Below are 20,395 nucleotides of genomic sequence, written 5' to 3'. Positions count from 1 at the left end.
TGACTTTATTAAGGTCTGAATCTTTTTGAAAACCAGGGCTGGGTTTAAGCTAAACGAGCTCGGATCTGCTGCACTACCTGGGCGGGCTGATGCAGGATTTCGTGGTTACTGAAGCGCAGCACTTCGTACCCCAACTCTTGGAGCACCGTAGTTCTATCCTTATCGTAAGCGGCTTGTTCGGCATCGGCGTGAACTTCTCCATCCGCTTCCACTACCAGCTTGGCTGTTAAGCAAACGAAGTCTACGATATAGGAATCAATGGCATGTTGCCGCCGAAACTGTACGCCCAGCTTTTCCCGCCGTAACTCATCCCACAGTTTTGATTCGGCTTCCGTGGGCTGCTTGCGGTTTTCCCGCGCCCAAGACCCCAGGATTTTCCACTTCTGAGCAGTGGTCGTGAAAATATGCTCTTGCGCCGTCTGAAATTCTCCGGCTGGCTTCGCCACCACAGACAGATCATCGCCTATCGTAGGCTGGCTCCCCCTCCCTTTTGGGGAGGGGGCCGGGGGGAGGGGTCTACCGGGCAACGCCGCCACATGCGCCACAATGTTCCGAAACAGCCACAACCCGTCCCCGTCCTCGCTCAATGAAGCATCGGCCCTTTTCCGCCGTGCCCAGTCGGGGTGGTTGTACAGGGAGAGGAACGCTTCCGGGTGGGGCATCAAACCGAAAACGCGGCCAGTGGTATCGGTCAGGCCGGCGCAGTTCAGGTCGGCGCCGTTGGGGTTGGCGGGGTACACGTCCGTCGGCGCACCGTCGAAATCGGCGTAGGTGAGGCAGTTCAGGCCCCAGGCTTCGATGGCGGCCCGGGTTTCGGTATCCTGAATGATGAGGCGGCCCTCGCCGTGGCGCACGGGCACTTCCATGGAGGTAATGCCTTTCAGGAAGGGCGTATTCGACTTCGGGTTGACGGCCAGCCGCACCCAGCGGTCCTCGTAGCGGCCCGAGGCGTTGTGGGTCAGCGTCACTTCGGGCGTCACGGTGCCGCCCAGGTCGGGCAGCAGGCCCAGTTTCACCAGCACCTGGAAGCCGTTGCAGATGCCGAGCACGTGCTTGCCGTTGGCCACGAACTCCCTGATATCATCGAGCAGCGTGCGGCCCTGGTCGTTTTTGCGGTAGCGCAGCTTGTTGGCCAGCACCACGCCCGAGCCCAAGTCGTCGCCGAAGCTGAAGCCCCCAGGGAAGTTGAGGATATCGTAGTTGTGGATGCTGACGTGGCCGTGCAGCACTTGGTTGAGGTGCACGATGGTCGGCTTGGCGCCCGCCAACTTGTAAGCCGCCGCAAATTCCTCCTCGCAGTTGATGCCGAACCCGGTCAGGATGAGGGCCTGAACTTTGGAGTTGCCAGTTGCCAGTTGCCGGTTGTCAGGCTGTTCTTGTTGCGAGTTGTCAGTTGTCAGCTGCTCGTTGTCGGGCTGTTCTTGGGTGGTTTCTTCCGTGCTGCTTTTCAGCGGCTCATTGCTTTCGTGGCCGCCGTCAACGCTCTTGTAGCCGGGCAGCATGATGTTGCCATCGGCGTCTACTACCTCGTAGCCGGGGTCCTCGGGCCGGGGGCGCGGGGGCAGGTTCAGGTCGGGCAGGTTGGGTTGTTGCTTATCGTCTTCCATTATACATGCGCGGTTTCGTGCTGGCCAAAGCCAATAATACGGTTCACCGGCCCGTTGGTCCAGGTGTGGCGCAGAGCGGCGCAACTGGCCGATATAACCGGCTGGTCCTGGTGGCGCACCGTCAGCTGGCCGTTGGCCGTCACGCGGCCCAGACGGGTGGCGCGGCCGCCGAAGTGCTGCTCGAAAGCCACCACATCTTCCGGCGCCACTGTGGCCACGAAGCGCGAGTGCGACTCCGAAAACAGCTGCACGTGTATCGGCAGCCCTTCCGCCAGCTCCACCTTGGCCCCGAAGCCGTAGCCGAACGTGGCTTCGGCCAGCGCCACCGCCAGCCCACCGTCACTCAAATCGTGGCAGCTCTGAATCAAGCCCTGCTCGTTGGCCTCACCCATTAGTATATAGAGTGCCTTGGCGGCTTCGAAGCGTACTTGCGGCACGTTGGCGCCCAGCTCACCGAAGAGTTGGTAGAACTCCGACCCGCCCAGCTCATCGTAGGTTTCGCCCAGCAGGTACACCACGTCGTCGGCCTGCTTGAAGTCGGAAGTGATGGTGCGGCGGACGTCCTCAATTTTGGCGGTCATCGAATACAACACCGTGGGCGGCACCGAAATCTTCACGCCGTCGGCCTTGAAGTCGTTTTTCATCGAGTCCTTGCCGCTGGTGAGCGGGATGCAGTAGGCGGCCGTGGCGTCGCGCAGGGCTTGGGCCATGCGGACGAGCTTAGCCAGCTTGAACTTGCCGTCGGGGTTGTTTACGGGGTCGTACACCGAATCGGGCACGCAGAAGTTGTCGTTCACCGACCAGAAGTTGCCGTCGCCGTAGCGCAGGTTAGGCAGCTTGCCGCCCACGGCCACAATCTGGCGCACAGCCTCGTCAAACGAGCCCGCCGACATGGCGTAGGGGTCCAAATCACCGTAGCGGGGCAAGATGCCGTTGCTCACGGCCACGCCTTCCCAGCTCTCAAAGTTGAAGCGCACCACGGCCGCATCCTGCGGGGCCTGCCCCGTCGCGCCCATCAGGGGCTTGATGATGGTGCGGCCCTTCACCTCGTGGTCGTACTGCCGGATGACCGACTCGCGGGAGCAGATGTTGAGGCTGCCGAGCAGGCGGGTGAGGATGCTGGTGTAGGTAACCCCACCCCTAGCCCCTCCCTGGTGGGGAGGGGAACTAGTTTCTAGCTTTATACTAGTAGTAGAGCTAGTCCCCCTCCCCACCGGGGAGGGGCTAGGGGTGGGGTTCTCCAACAGAGCCGCAATAGCGGGCTCCTTCAGCTCCGGCCGTTTCCACTCCGCCTCCAGCACCTTGCGCGGCACGCCGTCGTGCAAAAACCCCATATTAATATGGGCCACCGAACTCCCGGCGAAGCGCACGTCCAGCGCACCGTTGGCCGTGAAGTAGCCGATGTCGGTCAGCTCCACTTCCATCTCGCGGCCCAGGGCCAGCAGCTCGTCCATCTTGGCCGGCTCCACCGCCAGCGTAAACCGCTCCTGCGATTCGGAAACGAAGATTTCCCAGGGACGCAGACCGGGGTATTTCAGTGGCACCTTCTCCAGCTCCACCACGGCCCCGCCCGAAATGGTGGCCAGCTCGCCGACGCTCGACGAAAGGCCGCCCGCGCCGTTGTCGGTGCTGCACCGGATGAGGCCGCGGCGGGTGGCCAGAATCAGGAAGTCCATGGCCAGTTTCTGGGTAATGGGACTCCCGATTTGCACGGCCGTGGCGGGCGAGGTTTCGTCTAGCTCAATCGATGAAAAGGTAGCGCCGTGGATACCGTCTTTGCCCACCCGGCCGCCGGCCATGATGATGCGGTCCTGGGGCTCGATGTTTTTCTCCCACGAATCAAGGCCAGCCAGCTGCATGGGCAGCACGGCCCCGGTGCCGCAGTACACCAGCGGCTTGCCGGCGTAACGGTCATCAAACACGATGCTGCCGTTCACAGTGGGCACGCCCGACTTGTTGCCGCCGTCCTCGATGCCCTTGCGCACGCCTTCAAAAATGCGGCGCGGGTGCAGCTGGTTGCTCAGCAGCGTACCATCGAACTCGGGGTTGCCGAAGCAGAGCACGTTGGTGTTGAACAGCAGCCGCGCGCCCCCGATGCCGGTGGCCAGCGGGTCGCGGTTGTTGCCCAGAATGCCCGTAATGGCCCCGCCGTAGGGGTCGATGGCCGAGGGCGAGTTGTGGGTTTCCACCTTCCACACAAACAGCGAGTCGGGGTTGATGCGCACGGCCCCGGCGTTGTCGGAAAACACCTTAATCAGCCAGTCGTTGCCATTAGCCCGCAGCTGGCGGTCCACTTCGGAAGTAGCGTCCTTGATGTAGGTTTTGAACAGCGAATCCACCTCGAATTCTTCGCCGGTGTCCAGGTCGCGGTACTTGATCAGGGCCGCGAATTCCTTATGCTTGCAGTGTTCCGACCAGGTCTGGGCAATAATTTCCAGCTCGCAATCGGTGGGGTCGGTGGGCAGACCAGCGGCCTGGCGTTCGGCCTGCATGCTGGTATAATGGTCGCGCACGGCGCGCATTTCCTCCAGGTTCAGGGCGTACAGGTTATCCTTGGAGAGCTTAATCAGCGCCTCATCCGAGAGGCCGGCCAGCGGCACCGTCTCCGTAATGGGTTCGGCCCCGCCACCGGGCCGCGGTGTGTAGTCGCGGATGTCGGTAACGGGGCCGGTTTCGAAGCGGTTGATTTGCTTGTTGCCGAGTAATTCCTGGGCTACGCGGCGCAGGTCGGCTTCGGGCAGGGCTTCTTCGAGGAAGTAAAGCCGCTTGCTGAAAATGTGCTGGGTGTGGGTATCGAGCGGCTCATTGAGCAGGTCGCCGAGGGCGTTCTGGGCCGAAATACCCTCGTCGTCAGTTACGCCGGGCAGCTTGGCGACCAGGATGTAGCTGCGGTATTCGGGGCCGTGGCGGAACTCATCGAGGGCCACGTCGTGCAGCACCGGGTCCTGGAGGCAATGGGTGGCGAAGTCGCGCAGCTGCGCATCGGTTACCGGGTAGCGCACCGTGTAAAGGGCGGTGCTTTGCACGCGGCCGGTGCGCAGGCCGAGGTGGCGCTGGGCGGCTTCCGCCACGCGCTGGCCGTCCCCGTCGTGCTGACCTGGCTTAAGCAGGAGCTGAATGGTTCTCTGGGTCGATTCCAAAAGAGAGGAGTTATCTATTTTTCGGGTTTCCCATGCACGAGGAACGTCTCGTCATGAGGAAGCACACCCCACGCGGAGGCACGCCGAAAATGCCTTGCTCCGGGGCCGTTTGCGCCGCAGTAGGTTTAAGAAAACGCTTTTTCCGGCCGACTGCCGGGTTTCACCACCGGAAGACTGGCCCGACAAAGCGGGCAATCAGCGGGTGCGTAGGTGGCCGCCGTAACCGGCAGCAGGGCAAAGTTCGGAAAAGAAAGGTCAGCTTGTCCACTGGTGCGGTCAATTAAACTGGCCACGGCCAAAACTTTCGCCCCCAACCCTTGCAGGAGGCGCGCTACCTCGTTGGTGCTCTTGCCGGTGGTTACCACGTCCTCGGCAATGACAATTTTCTGCCCCGGCTCCACGATGAAGCCCCGGCGCAGGGTCATCTGGCCCGCGTCGTCGCGCTCCGTGAAAATACCGGGCACGCCCAGCTGCCGGGCCAGCTCATAGCCCATCACCACGCCGCCCATAGCCGGCCCCACCACCACATCGGGCACCAGGCCGGCTTCCCGCAGTTGCCGGGCCAGCTCGGCGGCGGCCGGCGCGGCCAGGTCGGGCCGGCGCAGGAACCGGGCGCACTGCACGTAGGTGTCGGAATGCAGCCCGGAGGAAAGCCGGAAGTGCCCGCGCAGCAGCGCGTCTTCCTGCAACAGTTGCTGCTCCAGGGTTTCGGGGGTGAAGGTCGGTTGCGAAGTTGTCAAGAGAGAAAAGAAGAAGGAGGTTATGCAGAGTGGATTAGGTAACAAAAGGTCATGTCATGCTGAGCGAAGCGCAGTCGAAGCATCTCTACCGCAGTGGTAAACTCAACGACAGTGTTAGCATTGCGGTAGAGATACTTCGACTGCGCTTCGCTCAGCATGACACGGCCTTTTCGTTCTATTACACCCCCACGGCCCGCAATTCCCGCATTTGGGCCACCAAATCCCGGGCCGTTACTGCCGCATCCTCCGCCTGCCAAAGGGCGCGGGAGGTGTTGATGAGCAGCCCGGCCCCATCAGGCCGCAAGCCGGCGCGCAGCGTGGCGGCCAAATCACCGCCCTGGGCACCCACGCCGGGCACCAGAAACCACTGTTCGGGGCAGATTTCGCGCACGTCAGCCAGGGCTTCGGGGTAGGTGGCGCCCACTACCAGGCCAATGCCGCCGATTTCCGCATCGAGCCGGCAGGCGACTGTAGCCACGCCGTGGGCCAACGAGCCGCCGCGGGTCAGGGCCATGTTCTGCATCGAGTATTGCGACTTATTGCTGGTTTTGGCCAGCACGAACACCAGCTTGCCCTCACGCACGAAGGGCCGCACCGCGTCGTCGCCCATGTAGGGGTTCACCGTCACGGCATCGGCCCCCACCACATCGTAAGCGAAGCGGGCGTAGTGCTCGGCGGTGCTGGCAATGTCGCCGAACTTGCCGTCCAGGATTACCGGAATGTCCTGCGGGATGCGCTGCACGGTTTCGCGCAGCAGCTGCACGCCGTTTTCCCGGCTCAGGAAGAAGGCCAGGTTGGGCTTGAAGGCGGCGGCAAACTCGTGGGTCTGGTCGATGACGTCGGCCAGGCGGCGGGCTACCTGGGCGTCGTCGCCCACCGGGTCGAGGCCGACGCAGAGCAGGGAGTTCGCCTTCTGAACGCGCTGAATGAGTTTTTGCATAGGTGGGAGAGGACTGTAGCACGAAGCTTTTGCTTCGCGGGTCGTTGAACGATATCGTTTGGCGGTCAGCAACGCCCCGCGAAGCTGGGGCTTCGCTGCGCTGTTCTGCGGTTCGCGCTGCGGCTACTGCTGCACCGGCACGAGGCGGCCGCACTCGGCGGCCACGCGGGCGGCCAGGCCGGGCTCCAGCCATTCGGCGCTGGCAATCTGCACGGCCGAGGCCCCGCAGCGCAGGTAATCGGTAACGTGGCTGGCCGTGAAAATACCGCCGGTCCCGAAGATGGGCAGCGTCAGCCGCGCATCATGAGCCAGCTCCCAGACGCAGCGCAGGGCCACCGGCCGCAGGGCTTCGCCCGAGAGGCCGCCGGCCACGGGTGGGGCCGTGGCATCGTCGGGCAGGTGCAGGGCCTTGAGCAGATTGGTGGCCGCCAGCGCGGTGGCCCCGCCCTCCTGGGCACCCAATGCGAGGCCCCGGATGTGCTCGGGCCAGGGCGGCAGCTTCACCACTACGGCCGCTTCGGGGGGCAATTCGTTGCGCACGGCTTGGGTGGCCTCGCGCACAAAGCGGGCGGTCAGCTCCTCGCCTTTCCCGGTGTCGGGCTGGGCGATGTACACTTCGACGCCCGCAATCAGACTACCCACCTCGCGGGCCAGGAAACGCGCGATTTTGCGGAAGCCCGGCACGCCGGGGGCCGTGATGCTCACGAATACCGGCACGCCGAACCGGCAAAGGCCGGGCAGAAACTCCTGCACCAGTATCTCGGCGCTTTCGGTGCGCATGTGGGTGGCGTTGAGCAGCGTCTGCTCGTTTACCTGCCAGATGCCTTCCTCGTAGAGCCCGGGCTGGGGCTCCATCGTGACGGTGCGGGTGAAAATGGCCCCCAGCCGCTCGTAGCCGGAGCCTTCCAGCTGCCAGGCGGCGGCGGCCAGGCACACCGGATTTTGCAAAGTGAGGGTGCCGAGTTGCATAGGTTTTCAACGTAAAATTTTCCGCCAAGAAAGGCCCTCCTGCGTGCGCAGCAGCCCTTCTCCCGGAAAAGCAGTTCTGTATCTCCGTCATCGGCTGAGCGCCAACCGATGCGAACCCGATAAACGGGGTGGCCAATTCGCGGACCGACTTGCGTCAGAATCCCCCCTGATTTCTATCACCCCGCAGCCTTGTACCACCCCGCCCCGGAGCCGCCGTTGGGTAGCATCGGGTTACTCTTTCGGTTGCCAGTATCAGTGTTCAGTTGCCAGTGCCCAGTTGCCAGTGTCCAATAGGCAAAACAGCGCAGTCTGGCAACTGGACACTGAACACTGAACACCCGTCCTAAAGCAAAGCGCCCGGTTGAAAACCGGGCGCTTGCTGGAAAGGAAAGCTAGATGACGTTTTCGCGGTTGATGAGGAAGGGCACGCAGTCGCGGATGTCGGTTTGGCCGAGGATGAACTGGGCCACCCGGGCCATGCCCACGCCGGCGCCGGAGTGCAGCTTCACATCGTGGTCTTTGTGGAAGTCGATGTACCAGTCGAAGTCGGAGAGCTTCATGCCCTGGCGCAGCAGGCCGGCCAGCATGGAGGAAGTTTCGAGCTTGTGGCGCAGCTTTTCGGCGTCGAACTCGCGCTCGGCCGAACCGGCCGATTCGCCGGCCAGCGGCAGCAGCAGGTCGGAGGAATTCACCACCCGCGGATCCTCGTCGTTGTTGCGCATGTTGAAAAACTTGATTTCCTCAGGGTAGTGCGTTACGAACATGGGACCCATCAGCTCAGTCAGGCGGCCTTCGTGGGGGGCCTCCAGGTCGTCGCCCCACACCAGCTCGGGGAAGCCTTCGGTCTTGAGCAGCTCCACGGCGTCGCCGTAAGTCATGCGCTTGAAGGTGAGGTTGCTCAAATCGGCCGGGTTGCGGTCGAACAGGGCCAGCTCAGCAGCGCAATCCTGCGACACCTGGCGGGCGGCCGAGGCCACGATGCCCGAGAGGTGGCCGAGCAGCTCGTCGAGGTCGCCGACGTGCTCAATTTCGAAGAGGCTGAACTGGGCCAGGCGGCGGTTGTCGGCCTTCAGCTCCTTGCGGAAGCTCTGGATTTCGCCGTACACCCGGCCGCCCCCGATGGCCTGGGTCAGCATTTCGATGTAGAGCTGGTTGGACTGGGGCAAAAACATCTTCTTGCCGTCGTACCAGTCGATGGTGAACAGGGTGTCGGTGTTTTCGCAGGCCCCGGTTACGCCCACAATGTGGGGCATGTTGTGGATGCCGATGAAGCCTTCCGATTCCACGTACTTGCGGGCGCCGCGCATCATGGCGTCCCATACTTTAATCACGGCCATCCGCTTGGGGTCCGTGCTCAGGTTCACGTTGCGGGTGGCGGCAGGAGCGGCGGCAACCATCTGCTGGGCGAGGGTGGTGTTGTCGTTCATGTGGGTAGGTACCAGTATGGGTGAAAAAAATCAAAAAAATGCGGGGTTACGCCTTGGGCACTCCGGCCCGGACCGAACCGGCCGGGCATAAAAAAACCGCTTCGGAAACCGGAGCGGTGCAAAACGGAAATACCAGAAAAACGAAAAAATCAACGGGGGAAACGACCTTTCGGTCATCTCGCAGGACGGCATTTCGCTCGGTCCCGCGCTTCATCAGGAAATGTTGATTGAGCTGAAGCACGATGCAAAAGTACCAATTGCCTGCAAGCCTGCAAGAGGCAGCATGTTACCCTTATGTTATCAAAATGTTACCCCGTCGTTCTTTTGTCTTTCCGACAATACGGCGAACTTATTTTTACTATATCCCTGTTAATCAGCCTAATTTGATTACCCTAAACATGTACGCAACTATTCTGATTGCTGTAGTATATTTGCTCTTTACTTACCACGAGTTGGGTTAATCATCTTACCATAGCAGAGGTATTTATAATTAAAGTACAATTTATCACCATCACATTGTCTGGTAGAGCAACAGCATGAGCCAGTGCTACCCGAAAAATTCATGCTTTTATTCCTCCTTTTTTCTGCCCCGCCAGGCGACCGTTGTTTCCGATCCGACTTTACTTTATCTTATCATATTCATAATGGCCCGCGTTTTATCCAATCGACTACCTTTGTGGAGGTCTTTTTCTTCTTCGGTTTTACTTCTTTTTCCCATTCATGACATGAAAAAAGTTCTACTTAGTCTGTTAGTGGGAGGAACGCTGCTGCTACCCTCTAAAGTATGGGCCCAAGCGGAGGAACCCGCCCCAGTGGAGTACAGTGAGCGGGTGCCCATGCCAGGCGCGGGCCGCACCGTACTCTACGGCCGCGCCCTCGACTGGGCTCAGAACAAATTTACTTACACGCCCAAATCGGGCCTCAGTACAGTAGAGGCGGCCGCCACCATCCGCGTGACGGGCACGGGCCAGGTAAAGCAGGTAGATAACCGGGGCAAGGACGAGCCGCTAACGGTGCTGTTCACGTTCTCCTTCCAGGCCACCGACAACGGCTACTCTTACCAAGTAAGCTCGTTCCAGATCGTGGCCGACCCTAAGCAGCCTTCCCAGACGATGGAGTTTGAAGCCTACCGGGCGCAACGGCGCGAAGACAAAAACAACGATAAAACCCATAATGACCGGCGCATTACGGCCCAGGCAAACTCCCTGGCCAGCGAAGCCGCCATGTCGTTCCGCTCCTATATGAACAGCCAGCCCGCCGAGGGCAATATCGGGCTGGTCGAAAACTAGCCGGTTCCGACCGACGGCAGCTATTAGCGCCGTACAAGCCCTGGTGCGTAGTTGCGCCTTGTCCTTACCCAAAACTTTTTCAGCGTCACAGAAACAGCGTCAGGGGCAATTTTCCGTCAGTTGATGCGGCTCAAACAGCGGTCAATTTGGGAAGCAACCGCACAAAAACGCCCTTTCGGCCACATGATCGAAAGGGCGTTTGAGTTTTGGGTAAGGACAAGGTGCGTAGTTGCGCCAGGGCTTTCGTGCCTGGCAGAAGCTTGCAGGGCTTGGCTGGGCCGTAGCGCCTGGGCAGCGTGTGCGGGCGGGCAGTTCGCGGGCATCAAGGGCCATGCGCACCCGTCGAGGGTATTGCTGAAACGGGGGTCGAGGTTAGAGACGATGATGCGCACGTGCTGCTTCACCTACCAGCGCGGCAGCACGCGCACGCCGCTACCACCCGGTTCCGGCTTCGTAAGCAGCTTCTGCCAATCGGGCAACTCGCGCAGGCGGGTGGGGCCATTTCGCCCTTGCGCGCACGATAGCAAAGCACCCTGACTCGGTACACCCCGCAGCCCGGCGGCATCTTAATTCCAGCCTGATATGCAGGTCGCGCAGCACCTGGCCGATGAATCCGCGGCCCGTCAGGTGGCCCTGCCGTTCATACGGGCGTGCAACTCGCGCAACTGGGCCAGATGCTGCCACAAGGAGCGCAACCTTTCCAGCGGCCACCGCCCCGAATTGCCCGAAAACCAGGACGGCGAATCCGATACGACAGCCATATGCCCTGACCGGAGGCTGGCAGCTCCGAGCCAGGCCTGCTGGTTTCAAATTTCCGAAACCCAGATTAGTCCGGCGTTATGAACGGGTTGCGAAACCATTGCGGATGCCCTTGCGGGGCACCGCATACAAAAAGCCGCGTTGCAGCGCGGCTTCCTGTTCATCTCCCCTCAATTCCTTCTCACTTTACTCAAAATAAAAGTACGCCCTTTTACTCAGCCCGGGAAACGACTTTAGACGAAGCAGCAGAAACCCAAAGGCAAAGGCCCGGTTTCCAACGACTAAACACTAAAAAGCCCTCGCTTCTGCCACCAGGCAAAACGCCAGAAGGCCCGGCGCAAACCGGGCCTTCTGGTAAGCGCAATCGAAACAAGTGCCTCAGTTAGTTGGTCGGACCGCTGTCTACGCGGGCCTCCACCACCGATTGCACGGACGTGGACACTGCCGACAGCAGGTTGTAGCCCGTAGCCGATTCGATGGCATCGACGGTGGTCCGGTAGGTGCCCCAGGAGGTATTCAGGGAGTTATCGTTGGGCGTATCGATGGCAATGACGCGGGTGCTGCTGGTGACGCGGGAGGCGTCGCCGGCGCCTGTCGGCAGCACGACCACTACTTTCCAGCAGCGGGCGGGCACGGTTACGCGGCCATTGTCGAGGGTGGTTTTGTAGCCAGCCGAACCAGTTCCGCCCTTGCCGTAGCTGCCACAGATGATGTAGAGCTCGTTGCCGGCATTGACGAGGGTGCGGCAGTAGTTTTCCAGGCCGGCCCAGGTGCGCTGGTTGTTGTTGGGCGCCTGCGGAATCATGTTGTCCATCAGGAAAGTAGCCGAGTTGTCGGCGACGGAGCCAGTCCGGTCGGCGGAGGGGCACTGGTGGCCCCGGTCGAAGCCAGAACCGGAGTAGCTGGTGCTCCCCACCCGGTACCAGCCGCTGGGCAGGGTGTTGTCGGCCGCGAAGTTGTCCTGGCGGGGAGTACTGCCAATCCAGGCGCTGCTCAGGTGCCAGCTCACCCAGTTGGGCGTACCCCGGTCGCGGTGATACGACATGGTATACTGGGGCTTGGTGATGAGGTAGTTCCAGTAGAAGTACGAATCGGCCTGCGCCCCGCTGGGGTTGCCCAGCGCCAGATTATTGTCACGCGTGGCCGTGGCGTCGGCACTTTGCACGGCGGCACTGGGGCTGGCGGTGGGCACTACGGCGTCTTTGGAGCAGGAGGCGGCAAGGCTGGTGAGCAGCGCCAGGCCGAGCAGGCGGATAACGGTACGTGACATGCAGTGTGGGGTGAAAGAGTGGAACAGTGCTTAGCGGCCGCAAAAGTGCTATTTTATCAACCGCTATAGGTTACCACAATATTATCATTTACCCGCTTATAATCACTCCCCTCCTCTTCATCTCCCACTCAGCCCCGACAGTTATTTTTTGATAATATTTCATCTAAACCAGGCCTTGCCCCCATACGCCCATCGATTTTCTAGTATGATGCTGCATTTAATTGCAATACCCTTAACAGCCGACTACGTTTCTCAACGCTTATGCAAGGCCGGTTGGTAAGCATTATTTGAAGCCTCCGCAGCCAGCTTCAGGACTGATTTGGCACCAGATTATGCAATAAGTCGATCCATTTTCCTCACCCTGTTTCCTGCCCGGATTCGGTGGAACGCGAAGAGCCCCGCTGACCTGCAACAGCGGGGCTCTCTGACTCGCATAACAATCAAGCAAACGAAGAATAGGGTAGTTTAAAGACGGTGGTTGCCCGTTGCCGGCCGCTTAGTGGCCACTCAGCACCAGTCGTTGCGACGCTACCTGCTGGCCAGCGGCATCCTGTACTATCACCTGATACATGCCGGCGCGCAACGTTTCCACGGCGACCCGACCTTGTTGCTCCGTTAGAGGCTGCTGGCTGACCAGGCTACCCTGCATGTTGTAGACCAGCAGCTGGTACTGCCCTTCGGGAAGCCCCGACATGGTTAGTCGCACGATATCGGTGGTAGCAGCTGGGTTGGGGTACACGGCCAGGGAAGCGGCCACGTCTTTGCGCGCTACCACTACTACCGAGGAGTACACTTGCGTACCATCCGCATCTACCTGGCGCAAACGATAGTACAGTACTCCGGCGGGCAGCAGAGCCGCCTCCGTATCGCGCAGCGTGTACGCCCGACCGGTGGCGGTAGTACCCGCAGCCTTCACCCGACTCACGGCCACAAAACCCTGGCTGGGGTTAGCCGACCGTTCTACTACGAAATAGTCGCTGTTGAGCTCGGTAGCTGTTTGCCAGGCCAGGTCCACGGTCTGGCCGTGGGCCTTGGCCGTAAAACCCACCAGTTGTACGGGCAGCGGAGCCGGAACCGTAACGATGCTCGGGAAACCAGTGGGGCGGTCCTCAGCAAAGCCGTAGTATACAGCCGTTCCGCTCAGCAACGATACCCCGGTCATCAGCTCCACTTCCACCCAGTCGAAATCCTGAGTTGTGCGGAACGACACTTCCCGCCGGCCATCGGCCAGCACTTCCAGTTTCAGCAAGGCGCTACCGGTGGCACTTTCGGCTAGCTCGGTGCCATTGGCAGTGTAGGTATTTACCCGGATGTTGGCCAGCAGATCCACGTCGAGCAGGTTCGTATTCGTTCCCAGGATTACGCCGGCCGTGTTGCCCGCCTGTCCCGGCCCGTCCAGCTTCATCTTCAGTCCGATGGTGTAACCGACGGTCAGGGGCGTCTGCACGGTAGCGAAATTCGTCAGGCTGTTGTCGGCGGTGCGCTCGGGGTTGTTTACCGAGCAGAGCAGGCAGAGGGCCAGCAGCGGATTCGACTTTTTGATGCTCACCTGGTACTTGCTGGCGGCATTCCCGAACTGGGAAAGCCGGGGAGTTTCGTCGCGGAAAACCCGGGGCTCCAAGCCGAAGCCATAATAAATGCGCAGGTTGTCGAGGGCGCTCAGCAGGCTGGTGCGCCGGATTTCTACCCGGTCGTAGGGCTTGCTGGTCGGGAAATGTACGGCATACTGGCCGCCGGGCAGCAGTTTCAGATTCAGCAGGTTGACATTGTTGCTGCTATCCTGCACGGTAGTGCCCAGATAGGTGGTAATGCGCAGGCCGTCGAGAATGCTCACGTCCAGCAGCCCCCCGTTGCCTACCACGAAGCCCGCCTCATACCCTGCCGGGGCGGTGCCTTCGAGTTGGGTGCGCAAGGTGGTTGGGCAGCTCAGGTCTACCAACGAACCCATGACGGCATACTTGGTCAGGTCCTTGTCCACGGCGTTCAGCGGGTTGCTCACCCGGTCGTTTACGCACACCGTAATGCCCCGCTTTATAACCGCAGTGCTGTAATTGCTGGCCGATGGGTTGTCGAAGCGCGACAGGTAGCCTTTTGCGTTGTTGATAACGTTGGCATCAATGGCATAGGCGTAATACACCTTCAGGTTGTAGCCCAGGCTCAGCAGGGAAGCTGCTTCGATTTCGATCTGGTCAAATGGCTTGGAGGCGATAAACTCCAACCGGACCGGGCCGGTGTTCTGGCCCAGCACCAGGCCTGCCAGCGCGGCACTAACCGGCATTTCTTCCTGCACTGTAGAGCTGGTTCCGTTCTTCTTCAGCGTGCGGATAATAATAGCATTGGTCAGCGTCAGGCCCGCCAGGTCCAGCACGCCGCCACTGCGCTCTACCACTACGCCCGCCCGGTAATTGGTAGGGGCACCCGGGGCCGGGCCAGTTAAGTCCATCCGCAACCGAATGGAACTGACCAGCGAGGAAACCGGCACGTTCATGACGGCGGCCGACTTAAAATCGGCATCGGTGGCCAGAGCCGGATTGGTTACGCTTCCAAAGCAGACGGTTATGTTGTCCTTGGTGGTGCAGGTTTGGGTAACTTGGGCTCCCTGGGGGCCGCTGTTGGCGTAAATGGCAGGGCTGGCGGCCCACCCGGGCAACGTACAAAAACTACAGACCAGGCAAAGAATGGCCGACAGCCATTGGTGTGTGCGGGAAGAGTAGAGGCGTAACATAGCAGCAGCAATTGGTTGGTACTCACCCATATGGGGGAGCCACATCCCTGGTACCAATTACGCCGCCAACTTTAAATAAATTCTTTTAAAACTTGATTATCAGTATCTTATGATAATAATCAAAAACACATATTGCTTCATTCCGGGATTCTGCTTCCTAAATCGGGAAAGTTTGGTATCCCCGTAAATCCCGCTTATACTCGCGTCATTGCCCGTTTTATCCCTTTTTTCGGCTTCGAAAACAGCTTTTCTGAGAATTGAACATTCCCGATACCTGCGCGTCCCAACTTTGGACGGGACGCGCGCCGGTGGTGTTCTGGTCTCGCTTCCCTCCTTTTTGCGATGAGCATCCCTTTTCCTATTTCTATCTTCATTGTTGAGGATAATGCCTGGTACGGTGAACTGCTGGAATACAAGCTGGCCCAGAACCCCGACTACACGATTCGCCGGTTCACCACTGCCCAGTCCTGCCTCGACAACCTGGGCGACAAGCCCGACATCATCACGCTCGATTACTCTTTACCGGACGGTAAAGGCGACCAAGTCCTCCAGCAGATCAAGGAGCGCCTGCCGAATGTGGCCGTCATTGCCATATCGGGCCAGGAAGACATTCGCACGGCCATCGGGATGCTGCGCCAGGGCGCGTACGACTATCTGGTGAAGGATGAGGAAACGGTTGACCGGTTGTGGAATACGGTGGGCAACATCCGCAAGCAGCTGGAGCTGCGGCAGGAAAATACGCGCCTGCGCGAACAAATCGGCCAGAAGTACGACGCTCAGCGGGCCATCCTGGGCGAAAGCAACCAGATCAGGCAACTGTACGCGCTCATTGAGAAGGCGGCCCGCACCAACATCACCGTTTCCATCAGCGGCGAAACCGGCACGGGCAAGGAGCTGGTAGCGAAGGCCATTCACTACGGCTCCGACCGGCGCAACGCGTCGTTCGTGGCCGTGAACGTAGCGGCCATTCCGCGGGAGCTGGTAGAAAGTGAGCTGTTTGGCCACGAGAAAGGGGCCTTTACCGGAGCCGTAGCCCGGCGCATTGGCCGGTTTGAGGAAGCCCACAAGGGCACGCTGTTTCTGGACGAAGTGGCCGAGCTCGACATGAGCCTGCAAGCCAAATTGCTGCGGGTGTTGCAGGAGCGCGAGGTAAGCCGGGTGGGCGGCAGCTCCACCATTCCGTTTGACGCCCGCCTGATGGTGGCCACCCACTGCGACCTGGCGCAGGAAGTGCAGGAAGGCCGCTTCCGGGAGGATCTGTACTACCGCCTGCTGGGGCTGCCCATCGTGCTGCCGCCGTTGCGCGAGCGGGGCGAGGATGTGCTGCTGCTGGCCGATTCCTTCCTGGGCGAGTTCTGCAAGCAGAACAACATGGCCACCTGCACCCTGTCGGAGGCGGCCCGCCAGAAGCTGCTGCGCTACTCCTTCCCGGGCAACGTGCGGGAGCTGAAGGCGGTAGTGGAGCTGGCCGCCGTTCTGGCCGAACACGACCAGATTCAGCCCCAGGACCTGCCGCTGCGCCATTTACAAACGGAAACAGCCGTGCCCGATGTCATCAGCAACGAGTCGTTGCGCCACCAGATGGCCGCCATTGTGCAACGGTACCTGGATGCCCACAACGGCAATATTTTGCAGGTAGCGGCCAAGCTGCAAATCGGAAAGTCCACTGTGTATCGTATGGTACAGAACAACGAAGTGCACATCCGCTGACCCTTTGCGGGCCGGCCTACCCTCCTGCCATGGATTCGATCAGCCACCGTCATCAGCGCCGGCAACTGCGCCACGTCCGCCGGGCCTGGCAGCAAGCTCACACGGCCTGCCTGGATGCTCGCTCCCAGCTGGCCGAGTTACAGGGCCGTTCCCAGGCCGCTACGGCCCAGGCCGCCGCCCTGCTCCAAACCATGACCACGGCTATTCTGGCCGAAAATCAGGACCATACGGTTATGCTGGTCAACCAGCGCATGTGCGAGCTGTTTGGCCTAAACCAGCCAGCAGCCTATTTCATGGGCCAGCCGGTGGCGCTGTTGCTGCGCAAAGCCCGGCTCCGGGTACCCAACCGCAAGCGCATCCAGCAGCAGAACCGCCAGCTAACCGAAGCCCAGGTGCGCAGCAGCGGGCAGCTCATCAGGCTGCACGACGGCCGCGTGCTGCAACAGGATTACCTGCCGGTGGTCCAGAACGGCGTCACCATGCTCCACATCTGGAGCTACGAAGACGTGACCGAAGCGCAGCTGGCCCAGCAGCGGGTGCAGGAGCTTTCGCAGCTGGCGGAGCAAAGCCCCCAGCCCATCATCCGCTTCCGGCCCGATGGCCAGGCCCTGTACCACAATCCGGCCGCCGCCCCCATCCTGAAAAACCTGACGAAAACCGCCGCCGCCGATACCCGGACACTCTTGCAGGCCGAAATCGGGCGGGCACGGGCCAGCGGCGAAACCCGGACGCTGGAGCTGAGCCTGGCCAATGAGTTCTACCTCTGGACCATCGCCCCCCTCGGCCACGACCAGGGAGCCAACGTGTACCTAACGGCCATTGGGGAGCGCCGCCGCGCCGAAGCCGAGCTGCTGCGCAACCAACTCTTCACGGCCCGTATCAACGACACGGTGCCGACTATCGTGTTCATCTTTGATCTGGTGGCCCAGCGGCTGGAATACTGCAACCGCCAGGTAGAGCTTATTTTAGGCTACAAACCCGAGCAGGTGCTGGCCATGGGCTCGGATATGGCCCGGCAGCTGCTGCACCCCGACGACTTTATAGTGGCCCAGCACCGGAGCGGGCAGCGCGATAAGCTCAAGGAGAGGGAAGTTATGCAGTCGGAGTACCGCTTTCGTCACCACGATGGTTCCTGGCGGTGGTTGAGCATACGGAGCACTGCCTTTACCCACCATCAGGATGGGCAGGTGCACCAACTGGTGGGCTCGGCCGCCGATGTGACGGAGCGCCGCGAAACGGACGAAAACCTGCGCCAGAGCCGCTTTTTGGTGGACCGCATTACCAACACCATCCCCAATCTGGTCTACATCTACGACGTGGCAAGCGCTTCCAACGTGTACTGTAACCGGTTCATGGAATCCATGCTGGGCTACACAGAAGCCGAGTTGCAGCAACTGGGCAGCAACATGATTTCCCATATGACGCCTCCGGCTGAAGCCCGGCGGCTGCGGCAGCACTTCGGGGAAGTGGCCCGCCAGCGCGATAGTGAGGTGCTGCACCTGGAGTACATGCTCTACCACCGCAACGGCTCTATCCGGTGGCTGCGCATCAGCAACACGCCTTTTGCCCGCAACGAGCAGGGCCACGTCACCCAGATTATCGGGAGTGCGGAGGATATTACCCGCTGGAAAATCGCGGATGAGCAGCGCCGGTCTGCCAACCGCCGCCTGGCCGAGCAGAACCGCCTGTTCCGGCAGGTAATCGATACGGTACCCAACCTGATCTACCTCAAGGACGGGCAGGGCAACTACCTGCTGGCCAATCAGGCAACGGCCCAGCTCTACGCCCTCAGCAACGAGGCCTTGCTGCAAACCCCGGCCGCCAACCTGCTCCGGCGCTTCCCCGACCTGCACCGCCACCATATGCAGGATGAGCAGGTATTGCGCACCCAGCAGGAAATCGACGTGGAAGAAACGTTTGATGATGAGCAGGGCCACTTACGCTGGTTCCGCACCATCAAGCGCCCCTTCGTGCTGGCCGACGGCACGGTGCAGGTGCTGGGCGTCGATAACGACATCACCGAACTCAAACTCACCCAGCGTGCCCTGGAGCAGGCTAAGGAGGTTGCCGAACAGAACGCACAGACCCGGCAAACTTTCCTTACTAATATGAGCCACGAAATCCGGACGCCCATGAACGGCATCATGGGGCTCACGGAGCTGCTGGTCAAAACAACGCTTACGCCCGAGCAACGGCAGTTTCTGCACCACATCCAGTATTCGGCCGAAAACCTGCTGGTCATCATCAACGACATTCTGGATATGGCCCAGCTGGGGGCCGGACGGGTGCGGCTGGAGCAGGTGCCCTTCGAGTTGCAGGAAGTGCTTAAAGCCAGCTGCCAGGCCCTGCTGCCCAAGGCCACGGAAAAGGGCATCAGTCTGCGCCTGCAACTCCCCCATGCAGCACCCAACTGGGTATCGGGCGACCCCTACCGCCTGCGGCAGGTGCTGCTGAACCTGCTCAACAACGCCATCAAGTTCACCGAGAAGGGCCAGGTGCTGCTCACCTACCAGCGGGTGAGTTTGCCGGGAGCAGTGGCCCGGTACCAGTTTTCGGTTCTCGATACCGGCATCGGCATTTCGGAGGGCCAGTTGCACCAGCTCTTCGAGCCTTTCACGCAGGCTTCGGCCAGCACGGCCCGCGAATACGGCGGCTCGGGGCTGGGACTGAGCATTTCGCGCGGTCTGGTTGAGTTGCTGGGCGGCGAGCTGACGGCCGAAAGCAAGCTGGGACAAGGCAGCACGTTCCGCTTTACGCTGGAGCTGCCCCCCGCGCAGGCCGTGGCCCAGGCCGTGGCCGCCCCCCCGCCCAATTATCAGCTGCTGCGGGGCCGGCGGGTGCTGCTCACCGAAGACAATGCCGTCAACCAGCTGCTGGTGCAGGTCATGCTCAAGGGCTGGGGAATAACAGTCGATACGGCCTCCTCCGGCGCGGAGGCCCTGGCTTTGTTCCGGCAGCACCAGTATGCGGTGGTGCTCATGGATATCCAGATGCCCGGCATGGACGGGGTGGCCGCTACCCAACTGCTGCGCCAGCACCCCGACCCGGCGCGGGCCGCCACGCCCGTAGTGGCCCTCACGGCCCACGCCATGCCCGGGGAGGAGGCGCGCTACCTTACCGCCGGCCTCGATGCGTACCTGTCCAAACCCTTCCAGGAAACCGAGCTCTTCCACGTGCTGGCCAAGCTGCTGAACCTGACGCCCGACGCCCCGCTGACGCCCACCGCCCTGCCCTGCCCCGCCCTACTCCCCCCCGAACGGCTCTACGATGTGGAGCAGCTGCGCCGCCTGTCCGACAACGACGAGGTATTTATCCGGCGGCTGGTGGCCATCTTCGTCAGCACTACCCCACCCGTGGTAGCCGACCTGGAGCGGCACCTGCGGGAGCAGAACCTGCAAAAGCTGGGGGCCGCCGCGCATCACCTGAAAAGCTCCATCGACGGCCTTCAGGTAACTCCGCTGCGAAGCGTGTTGCGCGACCTGGAAGCGGCGGCCTACGCCCCCGCAACGGCCGACTGGGAGCGCCTGACTCAGGGAGTGGAGCAGGTTCGCCACATCGTGGATGAGGTCATCCGGCAGCTCCAGGCTGACTTTTCCGCGTAACGCCGCGCCCGGCCTCCGCTGGAAAGCCGGCCAGTCCGGGTGCGCTGCGGCAACCCGCCCGCCCGCTGTCCCTGATCCGGCCCCGCCATCCATAGCCGGCCCAGCGCGGCCCCGGTTGGCGGGGCCGCAGCCACTGCCCGCTACGGGGCCGCGCACTGGCGCACTGGCGCCCAGCGCCCGGCGCGCAAGCACATAATTATGCGGCAACTTAGGCGGG

At 61.3% G+C, this 20,395-nt stretch carries 11 protein-coding genes; 3 read left to right on the top strand and 8 right to left on the bottom strand.

Going from position 1 to position 20,395, the window contains the following annotated elements; all coding sequences use genetic code 11:
- Nucleotides 1-44 precede the first annotated feature (44 nt).
- The 6 genes from D0T11_RS22520 to D0T11_RS10820 all read right to left on the bottom strand — a co-directional run bounded on the left by D0T11_RS22520 (nucleotide 45) and on the right by D0T11_RS10820 (nucleotide 8,823).
- A complete protein-coding gene (locus D0T11_RS22520) occupies nucleotides 45-1,607 on the bottom strand; it encodes a phosphoribosylformylglycinamidine synthase subunit PurQ (RefSeq protein ID WP_182888348.1) in 1,563 nt (520 codons plus the stop codon).
- Nucleotides 1,607-4,747: a phosphoribosylformylglycinamidine synthase subunit PurL gene (locus tag D0T11_RS23125; RefSeq protein WP_245990743.1), complete on the bottom strand. Its 3,141-nt coding sequence runs from the start codon at nucleotides 4,745-4,747 to the stop codon at nucleotides 1,607-1,609. Before D0T11_RS23125 ends, D0T11_RS22520 begins: the two co-directional genes overlap by 1 nt.
- Before the next feature lie 125 nt (nucleotides 4,748-4,872).
- A complete protein-coding gene (gene pyrE, locus D0T11_RS10835) occupies nucleotides 4,873-5,487 on the bottom strand; it encodes an orotate phosphoribosyltransferase (protein ID WP_182888347.1) in 615 nt (204 codons plus the stop codon).
- Nucleotides 5,488-5,665: 178 nt separating this feature from the next.
- Nucleotides 5,666-6,427: an orotidine-5'-phosphate decarboxylase gene (pyrF, locus tag D0T11_RS10830; RefSeq protein ID WP_119655811.1), complete on the bottom strand. Its 762-nt coding sequence runs from the start codon at nucleotides 6,425-6,427 to the stop codon at nucleotides 5,666-5,668.
- A 123-nt stretch (nucleotides 6,428-6,550) separates the two neighbouring features.
- Nucleotides 6,551-7,396, bottom strand: coding sequence for a dihydroorotate dehydrogenase (locus tag D0T11_RS10825; protein WP_119655810.1), 846 nt, complete (start codon nucleotides 7,394-7,396; stop codon nucleotides 6,551-6,553).
- Nucleotides 7,397-7,788: 392 nt separating this feature from the next.
- On the bottom strand, nucleotides 7,789-8,823 hold the full coding sequence (locus D0T11_RS10820; protein ID WP_119655809.1) for an amino acid--tRNA ligase-related protein: 1,035 nt from the start codon (nucleotides 8,821-8,823) through the stop codon (nucleotides 7,789-7,791).
- Nucleotides 8,824-9,548: 725 nt separating this feature from the next.
- Between D0T11_RS10820 and D0T11_RS10815 the strand changes: the two genes are divergently transcribed.
- The gene (locus D0T11_RS10815; RefSeq protein WP_182888346.1) at nucleotides 9,549-10,112 is read left to right on the top strand and encodes a DUF4468 domain-containing protein; all 564 of its coding nucleotides are present in this window, start codon (nucleotides 9,549-9,551) and stop codon (nucleotides 10,110-10,112) included.
- A 1,141-nt stretch (nucleotides 10,113-11,253) separates the two neighbouring features.
- Here D0T11_RS10815 and D0T11_RS10805 read toward each other — a convergent pair.
- Nucleotides 11,254-12,141 carry a DNA/RNA non-specific endonuclease gene (locus tag D0T11_RS10805; RefSeq protein WP_119655806.1) on the bottom strand — a complete coding sequence of 296 codons (888 nt, stop codon included), beginning with the start codon at nucleotides 12,139-12,141 and terminating at the stop codon, nucleotides 11,254-11,256.
- Nucleotides 12,142-12,637: 496 nt separating this feature from the next.
- Entirely contained in the window at nucleotides 12,638-14,791 is a 2,154-nt protein-coding gene (locus D0T11_RS10800; RefSeq protein WP_119655805.1) for a T9SS type A sorting domain-containing protein, read from the bottom strand.
- Between the two features lie 417 nt (nucleotides 14,792-15,208).
- Between D0T11_RS10800 and D0T11_RS10795 the strand changes: the two genes are divergently transcribed.
- Complete coding sequence (locus tag D0T11_RS10795) at nucleotides 15,209-16,576, top strand: sigma-54-dependent transcriptional regulator (RefSeq protein ID WP_119655804.1); 1,368 nt, start codon at nucleotides 15,209-15,211, stop codon at nucleotides 16,574-16,576.
- 29 nt (nucleotides 16,577-16,605) lie between these two features.
- Nucleotides 16,606-20,178 carry a PAS domain S-box protein gene (locus D0T11_RS10790; protein ID WP_119655803.1) on the top strand — a complete coding sequence of 1,191 codons (3,573 nt, stop codon included), beginning with the start codon at nucleotides 16,606-16,608 and terminating at the stop codon, nucleotides 20,176-20,178.
- The last annotated feature ends 217 nt before the right edge of the window (nucleotides 20,179-20,395 follow it).

The organism is Hymenobacter rubripertinctus (genome assembly GCF_003583925.1).
GTDB classification, from domain to species: domain Bacteria; phylum Bacteroidota; class Bacteroidia; order Cytophagales; family Hymenobacteraceae; genus Hymenobacter; species Hymenobacter rubripertinctus.
Note: the sequence above shows the minus strand (reverse complement) of the source record. Positions and strands in the feature narration are given on the sequence as shown.

Excerpts from the sequence above, each read along its gene's own strand:
- D0T11_RS10815 (WP_182888346.1), top strand. The coding sequence starts at position 9,549 with ATGAAAAAAGTTCTACTTAGTCTGTTAGTGGGAGGAACGCTGCTGCTA.
- D0T11_RS10820 (WP_119655809.1), bottom strand. The coding sequence starts at position 8,823 with ATGAACGACAACACCACCCTCGCCCAGCAGATGGTTGCCGCCGCTCCT.
- D0T11_RS22520 (WP_182888348.1), bottom strand. The coding sequence starts at position 1,607 with ATGGAAGACGATAAGCAACAACCCAACCTGCCCGACCTGAACCTGCCC.
- pyrF (WP_119655811.1), bottom strand. The coding sequence starts at position 6,427 with ATGCAAAAACTCATTCAGCGCGTTCAGAAGGCGAACTCCCTGCTCTGC.
- D0T11_RS10825 (WP_119655810.1), bottom strand. The coding sequence starts at position 7,396 with ATGCAACTCGGCACCCTCACTTTGCAAAATCCGGTGTGCCTGGCCGCC.
- D0T11_RS10805 (WP_119655806.1), bottom strand. The coding sequence starts at position 12,141 with ATGTCACGTACCGTTATCCGCCTGCTCGGCCTGGCGCTGCTCACCAGC.
- D0T11_RS10790 (WP_119655803.1), top strand. The coding sequence starts at position 16,606 with ATGGATTCGATCAGCCACCGTCATCAGCGCCGGCAACTGCGCCACGTC.
- D0T11_RS10795 (WP_119655804.1), top strand. The coding sequence starts at position 15,209 with ATGAGCATCCCTTTTCCTATTTCTATCTTCATTGTTGAGGATAATGCC.